This window comes from Saccharibacillus alkalitolerans (genome assembly GCF_011090185.1).
GTDB classification, from domain to species: domain Bacteria; phylum Bacillota; class Bacilli; order Paenibacillales; family Paenibacillaceae; genus Saccharibacillus; species Saccharibacillus alkalitolerans.
In genome coordinates this window covers 1-17,847 of the sequence record NZ_JAAFGS010000001.1, presented here as the reverse complement: position 1 = coordinate 17,847, position 17,847 = coordinate 1, and the positions used below count along the sequence as shown (strand labels likewise).

Genomic DNA, 17,847 nt, shown 5'->3' with positions numbered 1-17,847 from the left:
CATGTTATAGGAAAATAATTCCTGTACGACTAAATGCATTTTCGCTTGCCTTTACGGAACCTTTCGGCTTTCGTCCCGCGTTTTTTTTATCGGAAAGATTTTGCTGACGAAACGGTGCACCATCGCCGATTCCTTCGTCAGGAACGGTCCCAGCACGGCCAGAATCAGAACGTAAATCGCCGCAAAAGGCTGAAGAATCGCCATCAACCCGCCGGCCGCGCCCAGATTCGCCATGATGATGGAAAATTCGCCGCGCGAGACGATCGTCAAGCCGACATTGGACGAAGCTTTCGGAGAAAGATTGGCCGTTCGTCCGGCCAGCATGCCCGCCGCGTAATTGCCCACGATCGTCAGAACCACCGCTCCGATCGCCAGCCATACCGCGCTGCCCTTCAGACTGAGCGGGTCGATCGTAAGGCCGAAGCTGAAGAAGAACAAAGCGCCGAAGAAGTCCCGGAACGGCAGAATGGCTTTTTCGATCCGGTGCATATGCTTCGTTTCCGCCAGCACCAGGCCGACGAGCAGCGCGCCGATCGCTTCCGCCACATGGATCGTTTCGGAGAACCCCGCCACGAGAAACAGCATCGCGAAGACTGTGGTCAAAAACACTTCGTTCGAAGGCACGCCGAGCAGCTTGTTCAGTGCGGGAACCAGCAGACGCCCGACGATCAAAACGAGCAGCATATAGCCGAGCGCGATTCCCGCGGACAGCAGCACGCCTCCCAGCGTGGTCGCTCCGCTGAGCAGCAGACCCGACAGGATGGACAAATACACGGCGAGGAATACGTCTTCGAACATGATGATGCCCAAAATCATTTCCGTTTCCGGATTGGCCGTCCGCTTGAGGTCGACCAACACCTTCGCCACGATCGCGCTGGACGAGATGGTCGTAATGCCCGCGATCACGAGCGTTTCCAGGATCGGGAAGCCGCAGACGAAGCCGAACAGCAGCCCGAGCGTAAAATTGATGCCGATATAAATGGAACCTCCGACCGCGATCGATTTGCCCGCTTTCGCCAACCGTCCGACCGAAAATTCGAGCCCCAGATAAAACAGCAGGAAGATGACGCCGAGCCGGCCCATGAAATTGATCAGTTCCGCGCTGTGGATAAACCGAAGGTCGACCAGACCGAAATGGGGCGCATGCGGACCGACGGCCATGCCGGCTAAAATATAGAACGGAACGACGGAGAACCTAAGCTTGGCGGACAGGAATCCGGCGAGCGCGATCAGCAGCACGGCAATCCCGACTTCGAATACCAGATGATCCATTACGCATCACCTGCTTCCAGCATCCTTTTCAACGTCTGAATATTCTGCCGCTCGCCGGCCAGTACCAGCGTCATGCCTTCGGCCAACACGTATTCCGGACCCGGACTCACCGTCTGTTTGTGCGACGACTCGATCGACGCGATGACGACCGTTCCGGTGTTCTCGCGGATCTTCAATTCCCCGATCGAACGGCCGATCGCTTTCATGCCTTTTTTGAGCTTGTGCCATTCGATCGACAAATGATCGAGCGTATGCTCCGCTTTTTCCAGCGCCGTCGGCTGGTAGTTCATGCCTCCGACGATCCCGCCCAGTTGACGCGCTTCCGTGTCGGTCAGCGTCATGACGCGCATGAGTTCCTCTGGATCTTCCGGCGACGGACAGAACAATTCCCGTTTGCCGTCCTCGTGCAGGATGACAATGAAGCGGTCTCCTTCTTCCGTATCGATCAGAAATTTGCGCCCGATTCCGGGCAGATCGGTTTCTCTTATTACGGACATTTTATTTCCCTCCTTAATTCAGAAAATGCGGACCCGGGCCGGTCGGGCCAAAACAAAAAGAGGCTCTTCCGCCGAGTCTCAAGAGGTAATACGCGCCGATCCCCGGCAGGTTTCAAAAAAAACGCTTTTTTTCTGTTTTTTGACCGAAAAAGCTCGTTTAAAAAGAAAAACCCGTCATTTGCTTCCCCATGCTGCTCGGGAAGTCCAATAACGGGTTTTTATGCTTTCATGCTATTCGCGTCGGCGTAAAGGTTAGCCCTGGATCAGGTTAAACACTTCGACGTTGTCGAGACGGCTGCGGCCGTTCAGCTCTTCCAGCTCGATCAGAAAGGCTGCGCCGACCACGTTGCCGCCGAGTTGGCGAACCAGGTCGACCGCGGTCGCGATCGTGCCTCCGGTTGCGAGCAGATCGTCTGCGATCAGAACATTTTGTCCCGGCTGCACGGCATCGACATGCATGGCCAGACGGTCCGTGCCGTATTCCAGCTCGTATTCGACTTCCACCGTCTTGTACGGCAGCTTGCCGCTTTTGCGGATCGGCACGAAGCCGACGCCCAGCGCATAAGCCAGCGGCGCGCCGACGACGAAACCGCGCGCTTCCGGTCCGGCGATCAGATCGATCTTCAAATGTTCGACCTGCTTTTTGAGCGCGTCGATCGCTTCCCGATAAGCCGGTCCGTTGCCGAGCAGGGTCGTAATGTCCTTAAAGCTGATGCCCGGTTTCGGAAAATCGGGAATCACGCGAATATGCTGGTTAAAATCCAAATCAATCTCCTCCTAAATGTTGTTTCCCGGATAGTCGATGATCGGCGAAAGAACGGCTTCCGCCCTTCCTATACCGAAAAAGATAAAACTTCGTCCGCGCTGCCGTTGCCTGCGGCCTTCCGCTTCTCCGCAAGCCAGGCGCCGATGTCTTCGCCCGGACCGAGCAAACGGCGTTCCAATGCTTCCGCTTCCTGCAGACGTCGGTAAGCCGCGGCCGATTCCAACGCCGCTTTCGGAGGACTCGGATTGGCGGTTACGGCGCCTTCGGCCCGAACGATAAATTCAAGTTCTTCGAACACGTCCAGCGTCATGCGGATCATGCGCGGCGAACAGCCGGAAGACCGGCTTAACCGGCGAACCAGCTGCTCTTCGTCCGCGGCCTCCGCCGCGCTGCGGCGAAGCTCGACATAAATCGTTTTGATCCGTTCGCGGCTGGGCTCGCTGAGCCTTCCGTCTTCCGGTCCGTCGGCCGAGTACAATAGAACGACGTTCTCCAGCGAGGGCAGTCCGGCCAGCAGCCGATCGAGCTGCGCGGCGGTGTCCGGGAGATCCAGGACGAACAAAGTGCGCGTCCCGGCCGGATCTGCGTGCGTCAGCCCGCTTTCCGTTCCTTGAATCCCGGAATATTCATCATACAGCCAAACCGGGAGTTGCGCCAGAGTCTTCTGCAAAACTTTTAGTGTCGTTTTATGGATGGCTGCAGCGATCTGATCGGGCCTGCAGGCAAGCACCGTTTCCGCTTTTTTCCGGAAACGTTCAAGGTTGTCCGCCGAAGCTGACGGCGAACGGCGGTCGAACACTTGAAAAGCCGGAAGCGCCAGGTCACGCACCATCAGCTGCGGTTTGCGGCTGCCTCGCCATTCGTTGATGCCCGGCTCCGCCAGCAGATCGAGCCGGTCGCCTTCGCTGAGATATTCGGCCAATGCGCCTTTGCCGAAAGCCACCGCCTCCAAAACGAATCCGTCCTGTTCGACGATCAGTTTCAAGTGAGTGTTCGTCTTGCCCATCGTCATCGCCCGCTGCAGCTTCACGCCCCGGAATACGAACTGCGGCGTCGGATTGTTCATGCCGAACGGAGCCATTCGCTCCAATTCCTCGATGACCGGAATCGGCACATCGGCCAGCGCGCATTCCGTTTCCGCTTCGATAACCGGAATGAGATGCTCGGCTTTCAGCACTTTTGCCGCATGCTGGTTCAGCCCGCGCTCGAAGTCATCCAGCCGTTCGCTCAGCAGACTCATGCCCGCCGCCGAAGGATGGCCTCCGAAATGCTGCATCGTTTCTTCGACCGACAGCAGCGCTTCGTAAATGTCGAATCCCGGAATCGAACGCGCCGAACCCTTGCAGGTCCCCTTTTCCGCATCGATCCCCAAAATAATCGTCGGACGATAATACCGCTCGAGAATTTTCGAGGCTACGATGCCCACCACGCCTACGTTCCATCCTTCGCCGGCCAATACGATTACATCAGGAACTCTTCCTGCGCCCGCGATCTTGAGCTCAAGCATGTCGATCGCTTCGCTTACGATGTCCTCGACGTTTTTCTGACGCTCTTTGTTCAGCAGATCGAGCACGGAAGCCAGATGCTCCGCGCGGTCTCGCTCCTGTGTCGTCAGCAGATCCACGGCCCGGTCGGCATGGTCCAGCCGGCCGCTGGCATTAATGCGCGGGGCAATGGCAAAAGCGATTCCCACCGACGTCAACTGCTCCGGCTTGCTGCCGGCCACCGCCAGCAGTTCTTCCACGCCGGGAGAAGGGCTGCGCCGCATGACCTCGATTCCGCGCGCCACGATCAGCCGATTTTCTCCGGTCAGCGGCATCAAGTCGGCCACCGTGCCGATGGCTGTCAGATCCATCCACTCTTCGGGAGGTAAGCCCAGCAGGGCGTGAGACAGCTTGAAAGCGACCCCTACCCCCGCCAGTCCTTTGAACGGATAACCGCACATCGGAAGTTTCGGATTGACCAGCGCACAGGCTTCCGGAAGAACGGCCGGCGGTTCGTGGTGATCCGTCACCACGACGTCGATGCCGAGCGAGGAAGCATAGGCGATTTGATCGACGGCGCTGATTCCCGTATCGACCGTGACGATCAGTTTGACGCCTTCGGACGCCGCCTGATCGATCGCATGCCGGTGCAGACCGTATCCTTCTTTGGAGCGATGCGGAATATAAGTGCCGAAATCCGCCTCCATCCGGGCCATCAGCCGAATCATCAGCGCTGTACTCGATACGCCGTCGGCATCGTAATCTCCGTAGATCCAGATTCGCTCGCCGCCTTGCAGCGCCGCGCGAATTCGCTGCACCGCCCGGTCCATGCCGTGCAGCAGGAAAGGATCGTGCAGGCCCGAGAGGTCTTCGTCTCCGTCCAAAAACTCAGCCGCCGATGCCGGCGCTTCGTATCCCCGGTTCGCCAGAAGGGACGCGAGGAGCGGCGAGATGCCGAGTTCTGCGCTGAGCCGGTTCACGGCGGACCGGTCGGGATGCGCGATTTTCCATTGATATTGGGAATGCAGCATAAGCTCACCTGCCTTTTCTTTCAATCCTTATAGTTCGAATAAATGAATCCCTAAATCGAACGAACGCGGATTGCTCCGCGTTCGGCTTCATTGAACGATCGTCGGTTGATCGCCGCTTCCCAGAAGTTCGTCGTTCGACTTGTACGGGTATCCTGTATGGTAAGGCTCGACCCGAACATCGACTTCGATCACCTGCACGAACCGATGCAGCAGCAAATCCCGCGAGCGTTGGGCGACTTCTTCCGCTTCCTTGACGGTCATGCGCGGATTGACGCTCAGTACCAGTTCGATTTTTAAAACTTCCGATGTCCTGAACGCGCGAAGCTCCCTTACCTCAATGACTCCGCGCACACGCTGAACGGTTTCCAAGAACGGAGTCGGATCTTCTTCGCTCCGCTTATGCGCCGCCGGAGATTCCTTGAATACCGACAGCATGATACGCAGCGCATTGACGATCGCGACTGCCGCAACCAGCAGGGAAGCGGCCGCATCCGCATAGACGAATTCGGTAATGCCGAAGCCGCTGCCGGCTATCGACAAAGCCATCCCTGCCGCGACGAACATCGAAGCGTATAAAGCAAGCCGGTGTTCGGCCGCGTACTTGAGAGCCGCCTCGCGATTCTCTCGTTCCAAACGGCGATAACGAAGCACGAACAGCGTCTCGCTGAGGAACACCGCGGCAAAAAAAGCAATCACCGCTCCCAGGCCCGGCGCCTTTCCCGGATCGTCCAGCAATCTTCCGACGCCCGAAATCGAGGCTTCGATCGCTCCGACCAGCACCAGCGCAGCCAGCAGCATTTTCGCCGTCAGCGCCTGCATGCCCGCCGAACGGCTTCCGCGCACGGCATCGGATGCCGAGTTCAAAGCGTCGGCCAGCAGCGCCTGACTTCCGCCGGCCAATCCGCCGGCCCCTTTGATCAGCGAAGCCGCGCCGAGCGCCCAGACTTCCGTCCACCCCGACGAACTCCCGCTTTGTTGACGGACCGTCATAGCTATCCTCCTCACGTATTTGATCGGCTCGGCCGGAAGGATTCCGGATGCGGCCGCTTTTCCGTTCAACGGAATAAGAAAAGCCGCGCCTCAAATGCAGGACGCGGCTTTACGGCACAGCCGTAGCGGAACGCTAAGTCGTCGCTTTGGACGGTTTGGCCGCGGACGGCTTTTTCTTGCTTCTCAGCGCCAGCCACAGCGGGCTTGCGATAAAGATCGACGAGTAGGCGCCGAACAGCAGGCCGATAACCATGGCCAGGGAGAACATGCGGATCGATTCGCTGCCCAACACGAGCAGGGCGAACGCCGCGATGAATACGGTGAATACCGTCCCCAGCGAGCGGGTCATCGTCTGCGACACGCTCTTGTTCACGACATCTTCCAAGTCGTGAGGAGTCTGCTTTTTCGCGAAACGCAGGTTTTCGCGAATGCGGTCGAAGATAACGATCGTATCGTTGATCGAAAAACCGATGATGGTCAGGATCGCGACGATGAACGTCAGATTGACCTCGAGTCTCAAGATCGAGAATACGCTGATAACGAGGAAGGCGTCATGCAGCAGAGCGACGACGGCAGACAGGGCGAAGCCCCATTCAAAGCGGATCGTAACGTAAATGACGATCCCGATGCTCGCTACCGCGATAGCCAACAGCGCATTGCGCTCCAGTTCCTTCGCCATCTCCACATCGACCGTATTGATCTCGTACGAGGCGTTCGGGTCGATTTGGCTGTTAAACGTCGTCTGCAGAGTCTCGACTTCATCGTCCGTCAGCACTTCCGGAAAACGGATGCTTACCCGGTCGGTGCCTGCCGTAATGTTGGCTTCCGGATCGAGCTTGGCGTCAGCCAGTACCTTCTGTACCTGCGCCTGCGTCGCCGCCTTCGATACCGACACGTCCACGTTCGAGCCCGAACGGAAATCGACGCCGTAATTCAGGCCGAAGACAGCAAGGCTGAGAATGCCGGCCAGCGTCAAAACAATCGAAAACGTATAGAAATACTTGCTTGCTTTAACAAAGTTGAAATTCCATTTCGAACTTGCAGCTTGAGGCTTAGAGCTCACGGATTTCACTCTCCTTTACTCCGAAGTACCCCGGCTTCTTCAAAGATTTCGCCTTAACGAGCAGGGAGAGCAGGAAACGCGACAAGACGACGTTCGTGATGATGCTGGTGATGATATCGATCATCAGAACGAGCGCGAAACCGCGAACCGAACCCGTACCGAGCCAGAACATGACGGCGCCGGCGATCAGGGTCGTAATCTGGGCGTCCATGACGGTACGGAAAGAACTTTTGCTGCCGGCACGGAACGCCGACATGATGCTCTTGCCGCTGCGCATTTCTTCCTTGATCCGTTCATACGTAATGATGTTGGCGTCGACCGCCATCCCGATCCCCAGTATGAATGCCGCAATGCCCGGAAGGGTAAGCGTGATATCCGCCCATATGAAGACCAAAATCGTCCCCCAGGTATGGATAATCAAGCAGAATGCGGCGATCAGTCCCGGTACCCGGTACATGAACACCATAAAGATCAGAATGATGATCGAGCCGATGATGCCGGCCCGAAGCGTCTGATCGAGCGACAGCTGTCCCAGCGTCGCGCCTACGCTCTGCGAGTATTTTTCGGTCAGCTTCAGCGGCAGCGCGCCGAGGTTGATCGTATCGCGCAGATTTTGTGCTTCTTCACGGGTAAACTTGCCCGAGATTTGGGCCGTTCCGCCCGTAATCCGCTGTTTGACTTCCGGCGCCGAGAGCAGTTGGTCGTCCAGGAAGATCGCCATCGGTTGTCCGACCAGGCGTCCGGTTACGTCCGCGAATTTCTGGGCGTCCTTCAGCTCGATCGAGATCATCGGATTGCCCAATTGGTCGAACTGGACCGAAGCGCCGTTCGGCTTGAAATCGTTACCGGTCAGCTCGACTTTGTCGTAGCCCTGGTAAGGATCGGCCTGGGCCGCGCTTTCTTCCGTCGCGCCTTCCTGTTCGGTGCCCGATGCGGCCGCATCCGGGCTTCCGGAAGCGTTCGTCGAATCGGTACTTTCCGCCGCCGTTTCGTCTTCGGCGTCCGCACCGCTGCCCGTCGTATTTTCCTCCGAAGAGTTACCCAGACTGCGGAAAGTCAGGTTGGCGGGTTCTTTGATACGTTCCCTTACGGCCTTCTCGTCCGTGACGCCTGCGATTCTGAGACGGATCCGGTTCGTGCCTTCGGTCGTGATCTCAGGCTCGCTTCCCCCAAGGGCGTCCACGCGTTTCTCAAGACTTCTGGCCGTCTCGTTCAGGGATTCTCGGGTGACTTCTTCGCCGCCTGTCATTGGCGACGCCTCGTACAGGATCTCGAAGCCTCCTTTTAAATCCAGTCCCAATCGGACGGAATTCAATAGGTTGGGCGTGCTCCAGACCATGATCCCGATTGAGACGAGCACAATAACAATGAAACTGACAATTCTCTTCATGCCGTTTCTGGTTCCCCCTTTTTTCTCAATATTCCCATTATAGCGATGGCGGAAAATGGAGTCAATGAAGCAAAAAGAAAGGCACTCCTTTAGGAAAAGGAAGCCTCTTTCAGCGCGGTAAGCGTCAAATGATTCATCAACTTGTCCGCCCGGAGCGTCAAGATATCGTTAACGATCCGATGCAGCGGCGGATCCTGCGTTCCCGTATACTTCGTGTTCACGCATTTCCAAACGTCTTCCCAAGTCGTATGTTCGTAGCCGAGATAATGAAACTCTTCGGCTTTGTTGTGGCAGAGCTCGATGACGGCCTCCGTCAATTCCTCTCCGGCCAGTTGTTCTGTCGCGGGCGGCTGCCCGTCCAGCCTTGCCTCCGTCATGCACTTCCCTCCTTTTTTTGCGCTTGCCCGTTACGGCTGCATCGGCTTCCGCGCGGTTTCGCTTTAAGCCGCAGCCGGCATTTAGGGTTGATTCGACGCCGGTCGTGTCTTTCCTGCCCGAAAACCGCTCTCCGCATTTCTTGAATATTACAAAATGTGCGCCCAGAGATACCATCCTCCGGCTCCGAGCGCAAGCAGCGTGAGCGGAAAGGCAATCACCAAGTAGGACAAATAAGAAAAAGGGTAGCCTTCCTTCTGCGCAAGACCCGCCGCAAGCACGCCCGCGACCGATCCCGCAAGCGTCCCGCTCGAGCCGATTCCGCAGCCCAGGGCCAGCGCGAACCATAAGTCGTTCAGATCCGACGGACGGACGACCTCGACTTGGAGCCCGATTGTTTGGATGAGCGGTACCGCCGCGGCCGTCAGCGGAACGGGATCGAGCACCGAGGACAGCAGGCCCGACACGCCGAACAGAACCAGCGCCGTCAGCGCCTTGTTTTCGTTCGTAAGCTCCAACAGACGCATCGCGATTTCGCCGACGATGCCGGTCTCGACCAGGCCGCCGGCGATCACGTAAAAGCCGATCAACACCCCGAACGTCTTGAAATCGAGCCGCTCCCGAATCTGCCGTGCCTCGCTTGAAGAACGAATATTGACGAGCAGCATCAACGCGGCGGCGATAACCGCGACCGTTCCGCTGTCCGCACGCAGATTATCGTGCCAGATCAGGCCGGCCGCAAGCAGAATCAGCACCCCGAGCGACATCAGCGCACGACCGCGGCCGCTCAAATACCCGACCGGCTCCAACGCTTCAAGCTCTGTGCGCCTGCCGCTGCCGGTTCTCATCTCTTTCCTGAAGATCAGCATCAGCAGCAGCAGGTGCACGGCAAGCAGCAGCAGAGCCGGCGGCAGAAGTCGGCGCGCGAAATCGATTGTATCAAGATCGGCGGCCGAGCCGATCATGATATTCGGCACGCTGCCGACCAACGTCGTCATGCCGCCGAGATTGCAGGCGATCACGCTCATGATAAGGAGCGGTACCGGTCCGACCCGGAGAGCTTTTCCAATACGCAGAATGAGCGGCGCCAACAGCAGAAGTCCGGGTCCGCTCCCCAGGAGCGCAGAGGACGCGGCCGCGATCAGCGTGACGACGATCAGTACGGCAGGCAGGCTGCCCGAGACGGCACGGACGATTTTCAGCGCCGCGTAGTGCATGATGCCGCTCAGGTCGGCTGCGGCCGCCGTAACGGCCATCCCGACCAGCAGAAGAAGCGCATTTACATACATATGATGCGTCAAAGCGGCGCTCCAGTCGACGATTCCCAATAAGAGCAGCGCCAACGCGCCCGCCATTGCCGCAAGCCCTCCGTTTATTTTTTCCGTTACGACCAGCATATAGACGATGACGAACACGGCTGCCGCCGTGTAGACCGGCCAAAATGCGGTATCGATTTCGGAAATCATGCAGTCACTTCCTTTCGGCGTTTCCATTCCCTGTCGTTCAAGCTCTCCAAAAGACCGGTTTTCGAAACCGAGACCCTCTGAAAGCAAGTTTGAAAGATACGCGTCCTATATGTAGAGTGCGGTTCTCCGAAAATGTTGCGGTCATGCCGCATCGAATTCGAAAAAATAAGCTGCCGTGGAACGGACGAAGTCCGTTCGGCGGCAGCTTGTACGGAAGAGCGGAGCGGTCCACCGCCGCAGGCGCTTCCTTGTTCGGTTGGCCTTACTTTTTGTCGAGGCTGACGTCGGAGCCCGTTGTCGTCACGTGGCTGATCGCGCTGCGATCAAACGTCATCTTCGTCACGTCGTTCACGCGCAGAACGACGATATCGTTCGTAATTTCCAGGATCGTGCCGTGCAGGCCGCCGATCGTGACAATTTTATCGCCTTTTTTGAGCTGGCTCAGCATGGCGTTGCGCTGTTTCTGCTTCTTCTGCTGCGGACGGATCAGCAGGAAGTAAAAGATCGCGATCATGAATACGAACGGAATGATCGTCATAATGATGCCCCCGCCCTGTCCGGCGTTGGCTGCAAGCGGTGCAGCATGAAACATCGTGAATCCCCCTTATTGTGCGAATGGCCGTACGATGATCCTCGTACTGGACACGTGGGCGGTCAGAACCCTTTATCGTTAGCGTGCATGCCATACTGCTCGAAAAATTCGTCGCGGAAATCCAGCAGGCGATCCTCGCGGATAGCTTGACGCACGCCGCGCATCAATTCGAGCAGGAAGTGGAGGTTATGATAAGTGGTCAGCCGGAGGCCGAACGTTTCGTCCGCCTTGATCAGATGGCGCAGATACGCCCGGGAATAGTTCCGGCAGGTATAGCAATCGCAGTTCGGATCGAGAGGACCGAAGTCTCTCGCGTACTGGGCATTGCGTACAACCACCCGGCCCTGGCTTGTCATCGTCGTTCCGTTACGCGCTATGCGCGTCGGCAGCACGCAGTCGAACATGTCGACTCCGCGAATGGCGCCTTCGAGCAGAGCATCCGGCGAGCCTACGCCCATCAAATAGCGGGGCTTGTTCGCCGGGAGCAGCGGTACCGTATACTCCAGCACTTCATACATCAGATGTTTCGGTTCTCCCACACTCAGTCCACCAATAGCATACCCCGGGAAATCCATGGAAGTCAAATCAGCCGCGCTCTGACGGCGAAGATCTTCATGCATGCCTCCCTGCACGATGGCGAACAGCCCCTGATCTTCCGGACGGGCATGCGCTTTGAGGCAGCGTTCCGCCCATCTGGAGGTCCGTTCGAGCGAGCGCTTGATATATTCCTTTTCGGCCGGATAAGGCGGGCACTCGTCGAAAGCCATCATAATGTCGGAGCCCAATGCGTTCTGGATGTCCATAGCCACTTCGGGAGACAGGAACAGCTTATCGCCGTTCAGATGGGAACGGAAGTTGACGCCTTCTTCGGTGATTTTGCGCATTTCGGCCAAGCTGAACACCTGGAAGCCGCCGCTGTCCGTGAGGATCGGACGGTCCCAATTCATGAATTTATGCAATCCTCCGGCTTCGCGGATAATTTCGTGTCCGGGTCGCAGGAACAAATGATACGTATTGCTCAAAATAATCTGCGCGTCCATCTGCTTAAGCTCTTCCGGGCTCATCGTTTTGACCGTGGCCAGCGTGCCGACGGGCATAAAAGTCGGGGTCTCGATCACGCCGTGCGGCGTATGCACGAGACCGAGTCTTGCGCCCGACTGCTTGCAGGTCTTGATATGTTCGTATCGGATAGCGGGTGTCATCGGATCGTTCCTTTACAAGAAAATGAGGAGGCTCGCGCCTCCGGTTAATAAATAAACATTGCGTCGCCGAAGCTGAAGAATCGGTACTCCCGTTCCACGGCTTCGCGGTAAGCCGCCAGCACGCGTTCTCTTCCGGCCAGCGCGCTGACCAGCATGACCAGCGTCGACTTCGGCAGGTGGAAATTCGTAATGAGCGCGTCGACCACTTTGAACTCTTCGCCCGGATACAGGAAGATCTGCGTCCAGCCGCTGTCGGCGCCGAGACGCCCCTCTCCGTCCATCGTTCTTCTGGCCGCCGATTCGAGCGTGCGCGTCGATGTCGTGCCGACCGAGACTACCCGGCCGCCGCGTTGGCGGGTCCGGTTGATCAGTTCGGCCGTTTCCGCCGGCAGCTCGTAGTACTCCTCGTGCATCACATGCTCTTCCACGTTTTCCACCGAAACCGGACGGAAAGTGCCGAGTCCCACATGCAGCGTCACGAAGCCGATCTCGACGCCTTTAGCCCGCAGTTTATCCAGCAGCTCCTCGGTAAAGTGAAGCCCCGCGGTAGGCGCCGCAGCCGATCCTTCGTGTTTGGCGTACACGGTCTGGTAGCGCTCGCGGTCATCGAGCCGTTCCTTGATGTAAGGCGGCAGCGGCATTTCGCCGAGACGGTCGAGAATCTCCTGGAAAATGCCTTCGTAACGAAACTCGATGATGCGTGCACCCATTTCTCCTTCTTCCAGCACGACGGCTTCGAGTTCGTCCCCGAAGCGGAGTACCGCTCCGGTCTTTACTTTTTTGCCCGGCTTGGCCAGCGTCTCCCAGCGGTCGCCTTCGATATTCTTGAGCAGCAGCAGTTCTACGCGCGCGCCCGTCTCCGGCTTAATGCCGTGCAGCCTCGCCGGCAGGACGCGCGTATCGTTCAGAATCAGCGTATCGCCGAGATTCAGCTTATCCAAAATGTCGTAAAAATGCAGATGCTCGGTCTCTCCCGTGCTCTTGTCGAGTGTCAGCAGACGGGAAGCCGTGCGTTCCGCGAGCGGCGTCTGGGCGATCAGCCGCTCGGGCAGTTCGAAATCGTAATCTTCTACATTCATGGATTCGTCATTCCTTAATAAGTTCTACGTTGTTGTAATAGTGCAGCAAAATGTCTTTGTAGCTTGCTCCCTCGTCCGCGAGTCCTTTCGCTCCCCATTGGGAAAGTCCGAGTCCGTGCCCGTTCCCCTTGCCGACGAAAAAGAATCCGGTACCCGAGGATACGGCCGACGTGTTCGTCCCTACCGCTGCCAGGCTGCGGGCGATCCCTCCGGTTTTGGCCGAAGCGCCGAGCTTGATCTGCGACGGGGACGCTTTCCCGCTCTTGGCCGCGGTCGTCGAAGTGATGACCGTATAGGCGTCCGCCGGCACTACGTCGAACAGAGTGCTCGGCAGGCCGCTCAATGCGGAACGGAACATATCCGGATATTTGACGTCGACCTTCGTTCCGTTGATCTTCAGCTCGGTCGCCCGGCCCGAAGGTCCTCTCTGGCTCACCTGGATCGTCTTGATCGTGGTCGGCAGCGTCGTCGTCGTGCGACCTTTTAACGTAGCCAGCAGCTGGGAAGACGTATAAGGGCCCCGAATCCATTCGTACGTGTTCGATTCGTTTACGACTTCCAGTACGAGCGCTTCCTCTCCCGGATTCATCTTCGCCAATTCCGACACGCCGCTCTGGATCTGCGGCAGCGGGCGCACCTTCGTGTTCTGCGCGGTCACGGTCATGGTGCGCAGGCCGGTCGCGCCGACTCCCCTGTCTTTGACGTTATCTTCGCGCACATAGCCGACCGTTCCGTTCGGCATCGCCACATGGTACCACTTTTTCAAGTTGGCGGACGCCGCTCTGTCGGATTCCGACGGCACGCTGCTGAACAGGCCGCTTCCGCCGCTGTTCCATACTTCCGTCGGGTCCGAAGTCATCCCTCCCGCATTGGAAGAGAACAAAGCTTCAACCGGCTTCCCGTTCTGCTCGAGAATCTCGCCCGCGGTCGAATCGACTGCGGCGTTGACGGACTTGCTTTCGGAGCTGATTCCGTTATAGGCCTGGCTCAGCGTCGAATCGACAACGTCGGCCACCTTGAACTTGGTTGCCGTCTTCGTTTGCACCTTCGCGTAGCTGCGCGCGGCCACGGCCTGCGCCTTCAGAGACTCTTCAGGCCAAGAAGCCGGAACTTCCGATCCGACAACCGAATACAGATATTGTTCCATCGGAAGTTCGTTGACCAGATACAGCTGGCCGCCGTACACGCCGATCTCCAGGTCCCCGCGATAGGAGCGCTTGGAGCGTTCCTCGACACGAATGCCGCCGTCGGGCGTGCCGTCAACCCAGATTCGATCGTTTGCGCCCAGTGTCAGCATGTACAGAGAGACCGTCGTGCCGTTCGTCAAGTCTCCCGTCGCATCGGCGCGAACAACGGCCGACGCGGCAGCGTTATCGGCTTCCGACAGGACAATCCCTTTCAGCTTGGAGGAAGCGCCGATTTTGAACAGGTCCCGTTCGGAAGCGCTGGAAAATTCGCCGATCCGCACGCTGTAGACGGCTTTGCCGTTCGAAGCGTTCGACATGGCGACGACGCCGTCGTAACCGGCATCCAGCACTTTCTGCAGCGCGGAAGAAGCCGCGCTCGGCGTGCCGTAATTACCGGCGTTCAACGAGAAGCTTCCCGTCGCGACCGGGGAAAGGCCGCTTACCGCCTTGACCGAAGCGTTTGCGGCAAGGCGCGCGGCCGCTTCGGATGCCGCCTTGTCGCTCGCATAAGGCCCGGCGTACAGCTGGTACACATTCTGCCCGCCGCGGTTGACTTTGTAGACGGACAGTTTATCCGAGCCCGACTTCAGCTTGGCCGCCAATTCCGATACCGCTTTAAGGTCTGCGCTTTCGCCGAGCTTGACCTTCGGACCGTCAAGCGCGAAAGAAGCCGTGCTTCCTGCGGAAACGGAGAACCATTTGACGTAGCCTTTGTCCGTTTTCTGCCCGACCGCTGCCGTCTCTGCCGGCGTCAGCGTAATTTTTTGCGTCGTTTGCTTGTACGTGCTTCCCAGGTTCAAGAACAGTCCTACCCGTACGTTGGAGTCCGCTTCGGCCGCGTGAACCGGGGCTTGAAGCGGGAGGCAGGAAAGTGCGACGGCGGCTGCCAGCAGCGGTTTTCCCCATTTAACGGCTCTGCCGTTCGAACGTTGCTTCGTCATGCTTGCGTTCCTCCTTGTGAGTCCAGGCCTCTTGAAATCGGTCGAGGCGAATTATTTTCCGTCTTCCGGCATCGGCAGTCCCAGGTGGGCGTACGCCTGGGCGGTGACAACGCGGCCTCTCGGCGTGCGCTGGATAAAGCCGCTTTGCAGCAGGTAAGGTTCGTAAACGTCCTCGATGGTCTGGCTTTCCTCGCCGATCGTGGCGGCGATGGTATCGAGCCCGACCGGTCCTCCGCGGAAGTTCTGGATCATCGCTTTGAGCATCTTATGGTCGATGCTGTCCAGACCGCGCGGGTCGACCTGCAGACGGGTAAGCGCTTCGGCGGCGATCTCAGGCGTGATAATCCCGTCTCCGCGCACCTGCGCGAAGTCCCGCACCCGCTTAAGCAGCCGGTTGGCGATCCGCGGCGTTCCCCGGGCCCGCAGCGCGATCTCTTCGGCCGCGTTGCCGACGATCTCGACATTCAGCGTATCGGCGTTGCGCGACACGATGAATGCCAGCTCGTCGACGTTGTAGAATTCCAATCGGCTGACGACCCCGAAGCGGTCCCGCAGCGGCGCGGACAGCAGTCCGGCCCGCGTCGTCGCGCCGATCAGCGTGAACGGCGGCAGATCGAGCCGCACGGAACGCGCGCTCGGTCCCTTGCCGATCATGATATCGAGCGCGGAATCTTCCATCGCCGGATACATGACTTCCTCGACCGTCCGGTGCAGACGGTGGATTTCGTCGATGAACAGCACATCGCCTTCCTGCAGATTGGTCAGCAGTGCCGCCAGATCTCCCGGACGTTCGATCGCAGGTCCGGACGTCGTGCGCAGATTCACGCCGAGTTCGTTGGCGATGATGTTCGCCAGCGTCGTTTTGCCGAGTCCCGGAGGACCGTACAACAGCACGTGATCGAGCGCCTCGCCCCTCATTTTCGCCGCTTCGATATATACCTTCAAATTTTCCTTGACCTGATTCTGGCCGATATATTCCGATAAATAGCGGGGACGCAGACTCAGTTCCACCGCCTGGTCTTCCATCATCAGATTGGCCGATATGATCCGGTCATCCATAAGTCCACACTTCCTCCCCGTTTATACTGTACCGCATTTATCCTTTGTAAAGAACCTTCAAAGCCCGTTTCATGAGCATATCGACCGGCTCTCCCGGCTGCAGATCCTCTTTCAGATGCATCCAGGCTTTGTCCAGCTCCGCTTCCGTGTACCCCAGCGCTTCCAGCCCTTCGCGCGCCGCTCTCCAGCCTCCGCCGTCCAGTTCCGCTTCCGCGGCGACGTTGTTGTCGAACAGCCCGCCCAACGACGGAGCGACGAATCCGTCCAAGCGGTCCTTAAGATCCAAAATCATGCGCTGCGCCGTCTTTTTTCCGATGCCGGGCAGCTTGGTCAGGAAAGTGACGTTCTCCTGCTGGATCGCCGACACGACTTTCTCGGGAGTACCGCCGGCCAGAATGCCCAATGCTACCCTAGGCCCGATGCCGGACACGTCGATCAGACGGCGAAACAGCTTTTGTTCTTCGCGCGTCGCGAATCCGTACAGCAAAATGGCGTCTTCCCGCACGCTGTGGTGGGTATAGACCGTAACCGGTTCTTCTCCCTTGGCCGCAAAAGCATACGGATTCGGGCAGAACACCCGGTATCCGATTCCCTGCACGTCGACGACTATATATTCCGTTTCCAGATGGGCTACCTGCCCGCGTACAAAATCGATCATTTTCGCAGTACCTCGTTCAGCTTGGAATTTAGTGTGGATGAATGCGCGTGACAGATCGCCACGGCCAAGGCGTCGGCTACGTCGTCGGGCTTCGGAATGGCCTGCAGCTTCAGGAACATGCGGACCATCTCCTGCACCTGCTTCTTCTCCGCCTTGCCGTATCCCACGATCGCCTGCTTCACCTGCATCGGCGTGTATTCCCCGATCGGCAGACCTTTCTGATGAGCTGCCAAAATAAGTACGCCGCGCGCCTGGCTGACCGGCATGGCCGTCGACACGTTCCGGTTAAAAAACAGTTTTTCGAACGCGACCGCGTCCGGTTTATATTTGTCGATCAGCTGCACCATCGCTTCGTAAACGTGCAAAAGCCGCTCTTCGTCGGGCGTATGCGCTTCGGTCTGAATGCAGCCGTATTGAACGGGAACGCACTTGCTCCCCTGTTTGTCTATAAATCCGAAGCCGACGATCGCGATCCCCGGGTCGATTCCCAATATACGCAAGATAACCTCTCCTTTTCCCCGAAAAAGCAAACACCGGATGCGCCGCCGGCGCGCCCGATCATCGCCGATTCAGACAGGTCCACATATGCCACCGAACATATGTATCCGTCTTGTCATTATAACAAAAGATGAAAAAGGAGGCACCCCAAAAGAAAGCTCTCTTCTTCAATTTCGGCATCTCTGCGGCAAAACCTTTGAATCCGCCGAAAACAACAAAAAAAGACTGCTTTCGAGCCGGAATCTTCCGCCTGAAAAGCAGTCTTTCTTATCTGCGTCGGAGAAGACGCTTAGTGTA

The 17,847-nt window shown here is 57.9% G+C and carries 17 protein-coding genes; 1 reads left to right on the top strand and 16 read right to left on the bottom strand.

The features are described from left to right. Positions 1-51 precede the first annotated feature (51 nt). The 16 genes from GYN08_RS00080 to ruvC form a co-directional block, all read right to left on the bottom strand. The gene (locus GYN08_RS00080) at positions 52-1,272 is read right to left on the bottom strand and encodes a cation:proton antiporter (RefSeq protein ID WP_166271304.1); all 1,221 of its coding nucleotides are present in this window, start codon (positions 1,270-1,272) and stop codon (positions 52-54) included. Beyond that, positions 1,272-1,769, bottom strand: coding sequence for a cation:proton antiporter regulatory subunit (locus GYN08_RS00075; protein ID WP_166271302.1), 498 nt, complete (start codon positions 1,767-1,769; stop codon positions 1,272-1,274). The genes GYN08_RS00080 and GYN08_RS00075 overlap by 1 nt, the downstream gene beginning before the upstream one ends. A gap of 252 nt (positions 1,770-2,021) precedes the next feature. Continuing rightward, a complete protein-coding gene (locus GYN08_RS00070) occupies positions 2,022-2,534 on the bottom strand; it encodes an adenine phosphoribosyltransferase (RefSeq protein WP_166271300.1) in 513 nt (170 codons plus the stop codon). A gap of 68 nt (positions 2,535-2,602) precedes the next feature. Further along, entirely contained in the window at positions 2,603-5,050 is a 2,448-nt protein-coding gene (recJ, locus tag GYN08_RS00065; RefSeq protein WP_166271298.1) for a single-stranded-DNA-specific exonuclease RecJ, read from the bottom strand. Between the two features lie 87 nt (positions 5,051-5,137). Then, a complete protein-coding gene (locus tag GYN08_RS00060) occupies positions 5,138-6,040 on the bottom strand; it encodes a cation diffusion facilitator family transporter (protein ID WP_166271296.1) in 903 nt (300 codons plus the stop codon). A gap of 133 nt (positions 6,041-6,173) precedes the next feature. Then, entirely contained in the window at positions 6,174-7,103 is a 930-nt protein-coding gene (gene secF / locus GYN08_RS00055) for a protein translocase subunit SecF (RefSeq protein ID WP_166271294.1), read from the bottom strand. Further along, entirely contained in the window at positions 7,093-8,493 is a 1,401-nt protein-coding gene (gene secD, locus GYN08_RS00050; protein WP_166271292.1) for a protein translocase subunit SecD, read from the bottom strand. The genes secF and secD overlap by 11 nt, the downstream gene beginning before the upstream one ends. Before the next feature lie 89 nt (positions 8,494-8,582). Then, positions 8,583-8,870 (bottom strand): post-transcriptional regulator, encoded by a 288-nt coding sequence (locus GYN08_RS00045; RefSeq protein ID WP_166271290.1) that lies wholly within the window; start codon positions 8,868-8,870, stop codon positions 8,583-8,585. 147 nt (positions 8,871-9,017) lie between these two features. Further along, a complete protein-coding gene (locus GYN08_RS00040; RefSeq protein WP_166271287.1) occupies positions 9,018-10,334 on the bottom strand; it encodes an ArsB/NhaD family transporter in 1,317 nt (438 codons plus the stop codon). Positions 10,335-10,596: 262 nt separating this feature from the next. Continuing rightward, complete coding sequence (gene yajC / locus GYN08_RS00035; protein ID WP_166271285.1) at positions 10,597-10,926, bottom strand: preprotein translocase subunit YajC; 330 nt, start codon at positions 10,924-10,926, stop codon at positions 10,597-10,599. Positions 10,927-10,988: 62 nt separating this feature from the next. After that, a complete protein-coding gene (gene tgt, locus GYN08_RS00030) occupies positions 10,989-12,128 on the bottom strand; it encodes a tRNA guanosine(34) transglycosylase Tgt (RefSeq protein WP_166271283.1) in 1,140 nt (379 codons plus the stop codon). 44 nt (positions 12,129-12,172) lie between these two features. Beyond that, positions 12,173-13,207: a tRNA preQ1(34) S-adenosylmethionine ribosyltransferase-isomerase QueA gene (queA, locus tag GYN08_RS00025; protein WP_166271281.1), complete on the bottom strand. Its 1,035-nt coding sequence runs from the start codon at positions 13,205-13,207 to the stop codon at positions 12,173-12,175. Between the two features lie 7 nt (positions 13,208-13,214). Next, a complete protein-coding gene (locus GYN08_RS00020) occupies positions 13,215-15,335 on the bottom strand; it encodes a SpoIID/LytB domain-containing protein (RefSeq protein ID WP_166271279.1) in 2,121 nt (706 codons plus the stop codon). Between the two features lie 51 nt (positions 15,336-15,386). Further along, positions 15,387-16,394: a Holliday junction branch migration DNA helicase RuvB gene (ruvB, locus tag GYN08_RS00015; protein WP_166271277.1), complete on the bottom strand. Its 1,008-nt coding sequence runs from the start codon at positions 16,392-16,394 to the stop codon at positions 15,387-15,389. A 37-nt stretch (positions 16,395-16,431) separates the two neighbouring features. Further along, on the bottom strand, positions 16,432-17,052 hold the full coding sequence (ruvA, locus tag GYN08_RS00010) for a Holliday junction branch migration protein RuvA (RefSeq protein WP_166271275.1): 621 nt from the start codon (positions 17,050-17,052) through the stop codon (positions 16,432-16,434). Beyond that, positions 17,049-17,552, bottom strand: coding sequence for a crossover junction endodeoxyribonuclease RuvC (gene ruvC / locus GYN08_RS00005; RefSeq protein WP_166271273.1), 504 nt, complete (start codon positions 17,550-17,552; stop codon positions 17,049-17,051). The genes ruvA and ruvC overlap by 4 nt, the downstream gene beginning before the upstream one ends. Positions 17,553-17,637: 85 nt before the next feature. Here ruvC and GYN08_RS23445 point away from each other — a divergent pair. Continuing rightward, a partial coding sequence (locus tag GYN08_RS23445; RefSeq protein ID WP_206023561.1) for a hypothetical protein occupies positions 17,638-17,847 on the top strand: 210 nt, incomplete at its 3' end.

Bases quoted from the DNA above. Each gene is read 5' to 3' on its own strand.
- GYN08_RS00080 (WP_166271304.1), bottom strand. From the start codon at position 1,272: ATGGATCATCTGGTATTCGAAGTCGGGATTGCCGTGCTGCTGATCGCG.
- GYN08_RS00075 (WP_166271302.1), bottom strand. From the start codon at position 1,769: ATGTCCGTAATAAGAGAAACCGATCTGCCCGGAATCGGGCGCAAATTT.
- recJ (WP_166271298.1), bottom strand. From the start codon at position 5,050: ATGCTGCATTCCCAATATCAATGGAAAATCGCGCATCCCGACCGGTCC.
- GYN08_RS00060 (WP_166271296.1), bottom strand. From the start codon at position 6,040: ATGACGGTCCGTCAACAAAGCGGGAGTTCGTCGGGGTGGACGGAAGTC.
- secD (WP_166271292.1), bottom strand. From the start codon at position 8,493: ATGAAGAGAATTGTCAGTTTCATTGTTATTGTGCTCGTCTCAATCGGG.
- GYN08_RS00045 (WP_166271290.1), bottom strand. From the start codon at position 8,870: ATGACGGAGGCAAGGCTGGACGGGCAGCCGCCCGCGACAGAACAACTG.
- GYN08_RS00040 (WP_166271287.1), bottom strand. From the start codon at position 10,334: ATGATTTCCGAAATCGATACCGCATTTTGGCCGGTCTACACGGCGGCA.
- yajC (WP_166271285.1), bottom strand. From the start codon at position 10,926: ATGTTTCATGCTGCACCGCTTGCAGCCAACGCCGGACAGGGCGGGGGC.
- tgt (WP_166271283.1), bottom strand. From the start codon at position 12,128: ATGACACCCGCTATCCGATACGAACATATCAAGACCTGCAAGCAGTCG.
- queA (WP_166271281.1), bottom strand. From the start codon at position 13,207: ATGAATGTAGAAGATTACGATTTCGAACTGCCCGAGCGGCTGATCGCC.
- GYN08_RS00020 (WP_166271279.1), bottom strand. From the start codon at position 15,335: ATGACGAAGCAACGTTCGAACGGCAGAGCCGTTAAATGGGGAAAACCG.
- ruvB (WP_166271277.1), bottom strand. From the start codon at position 16,394: ATGGATGACCGGATCATATCGGCCAATCTGATGATGGAAGACCAGGCG.
- ruvA (WP_166271275.1), bottom strand. From the start codon at position 17,052: ATGATCGATTTTGTACGCGGGCAGGTAGCCCATCTGGAAACGGAATAT.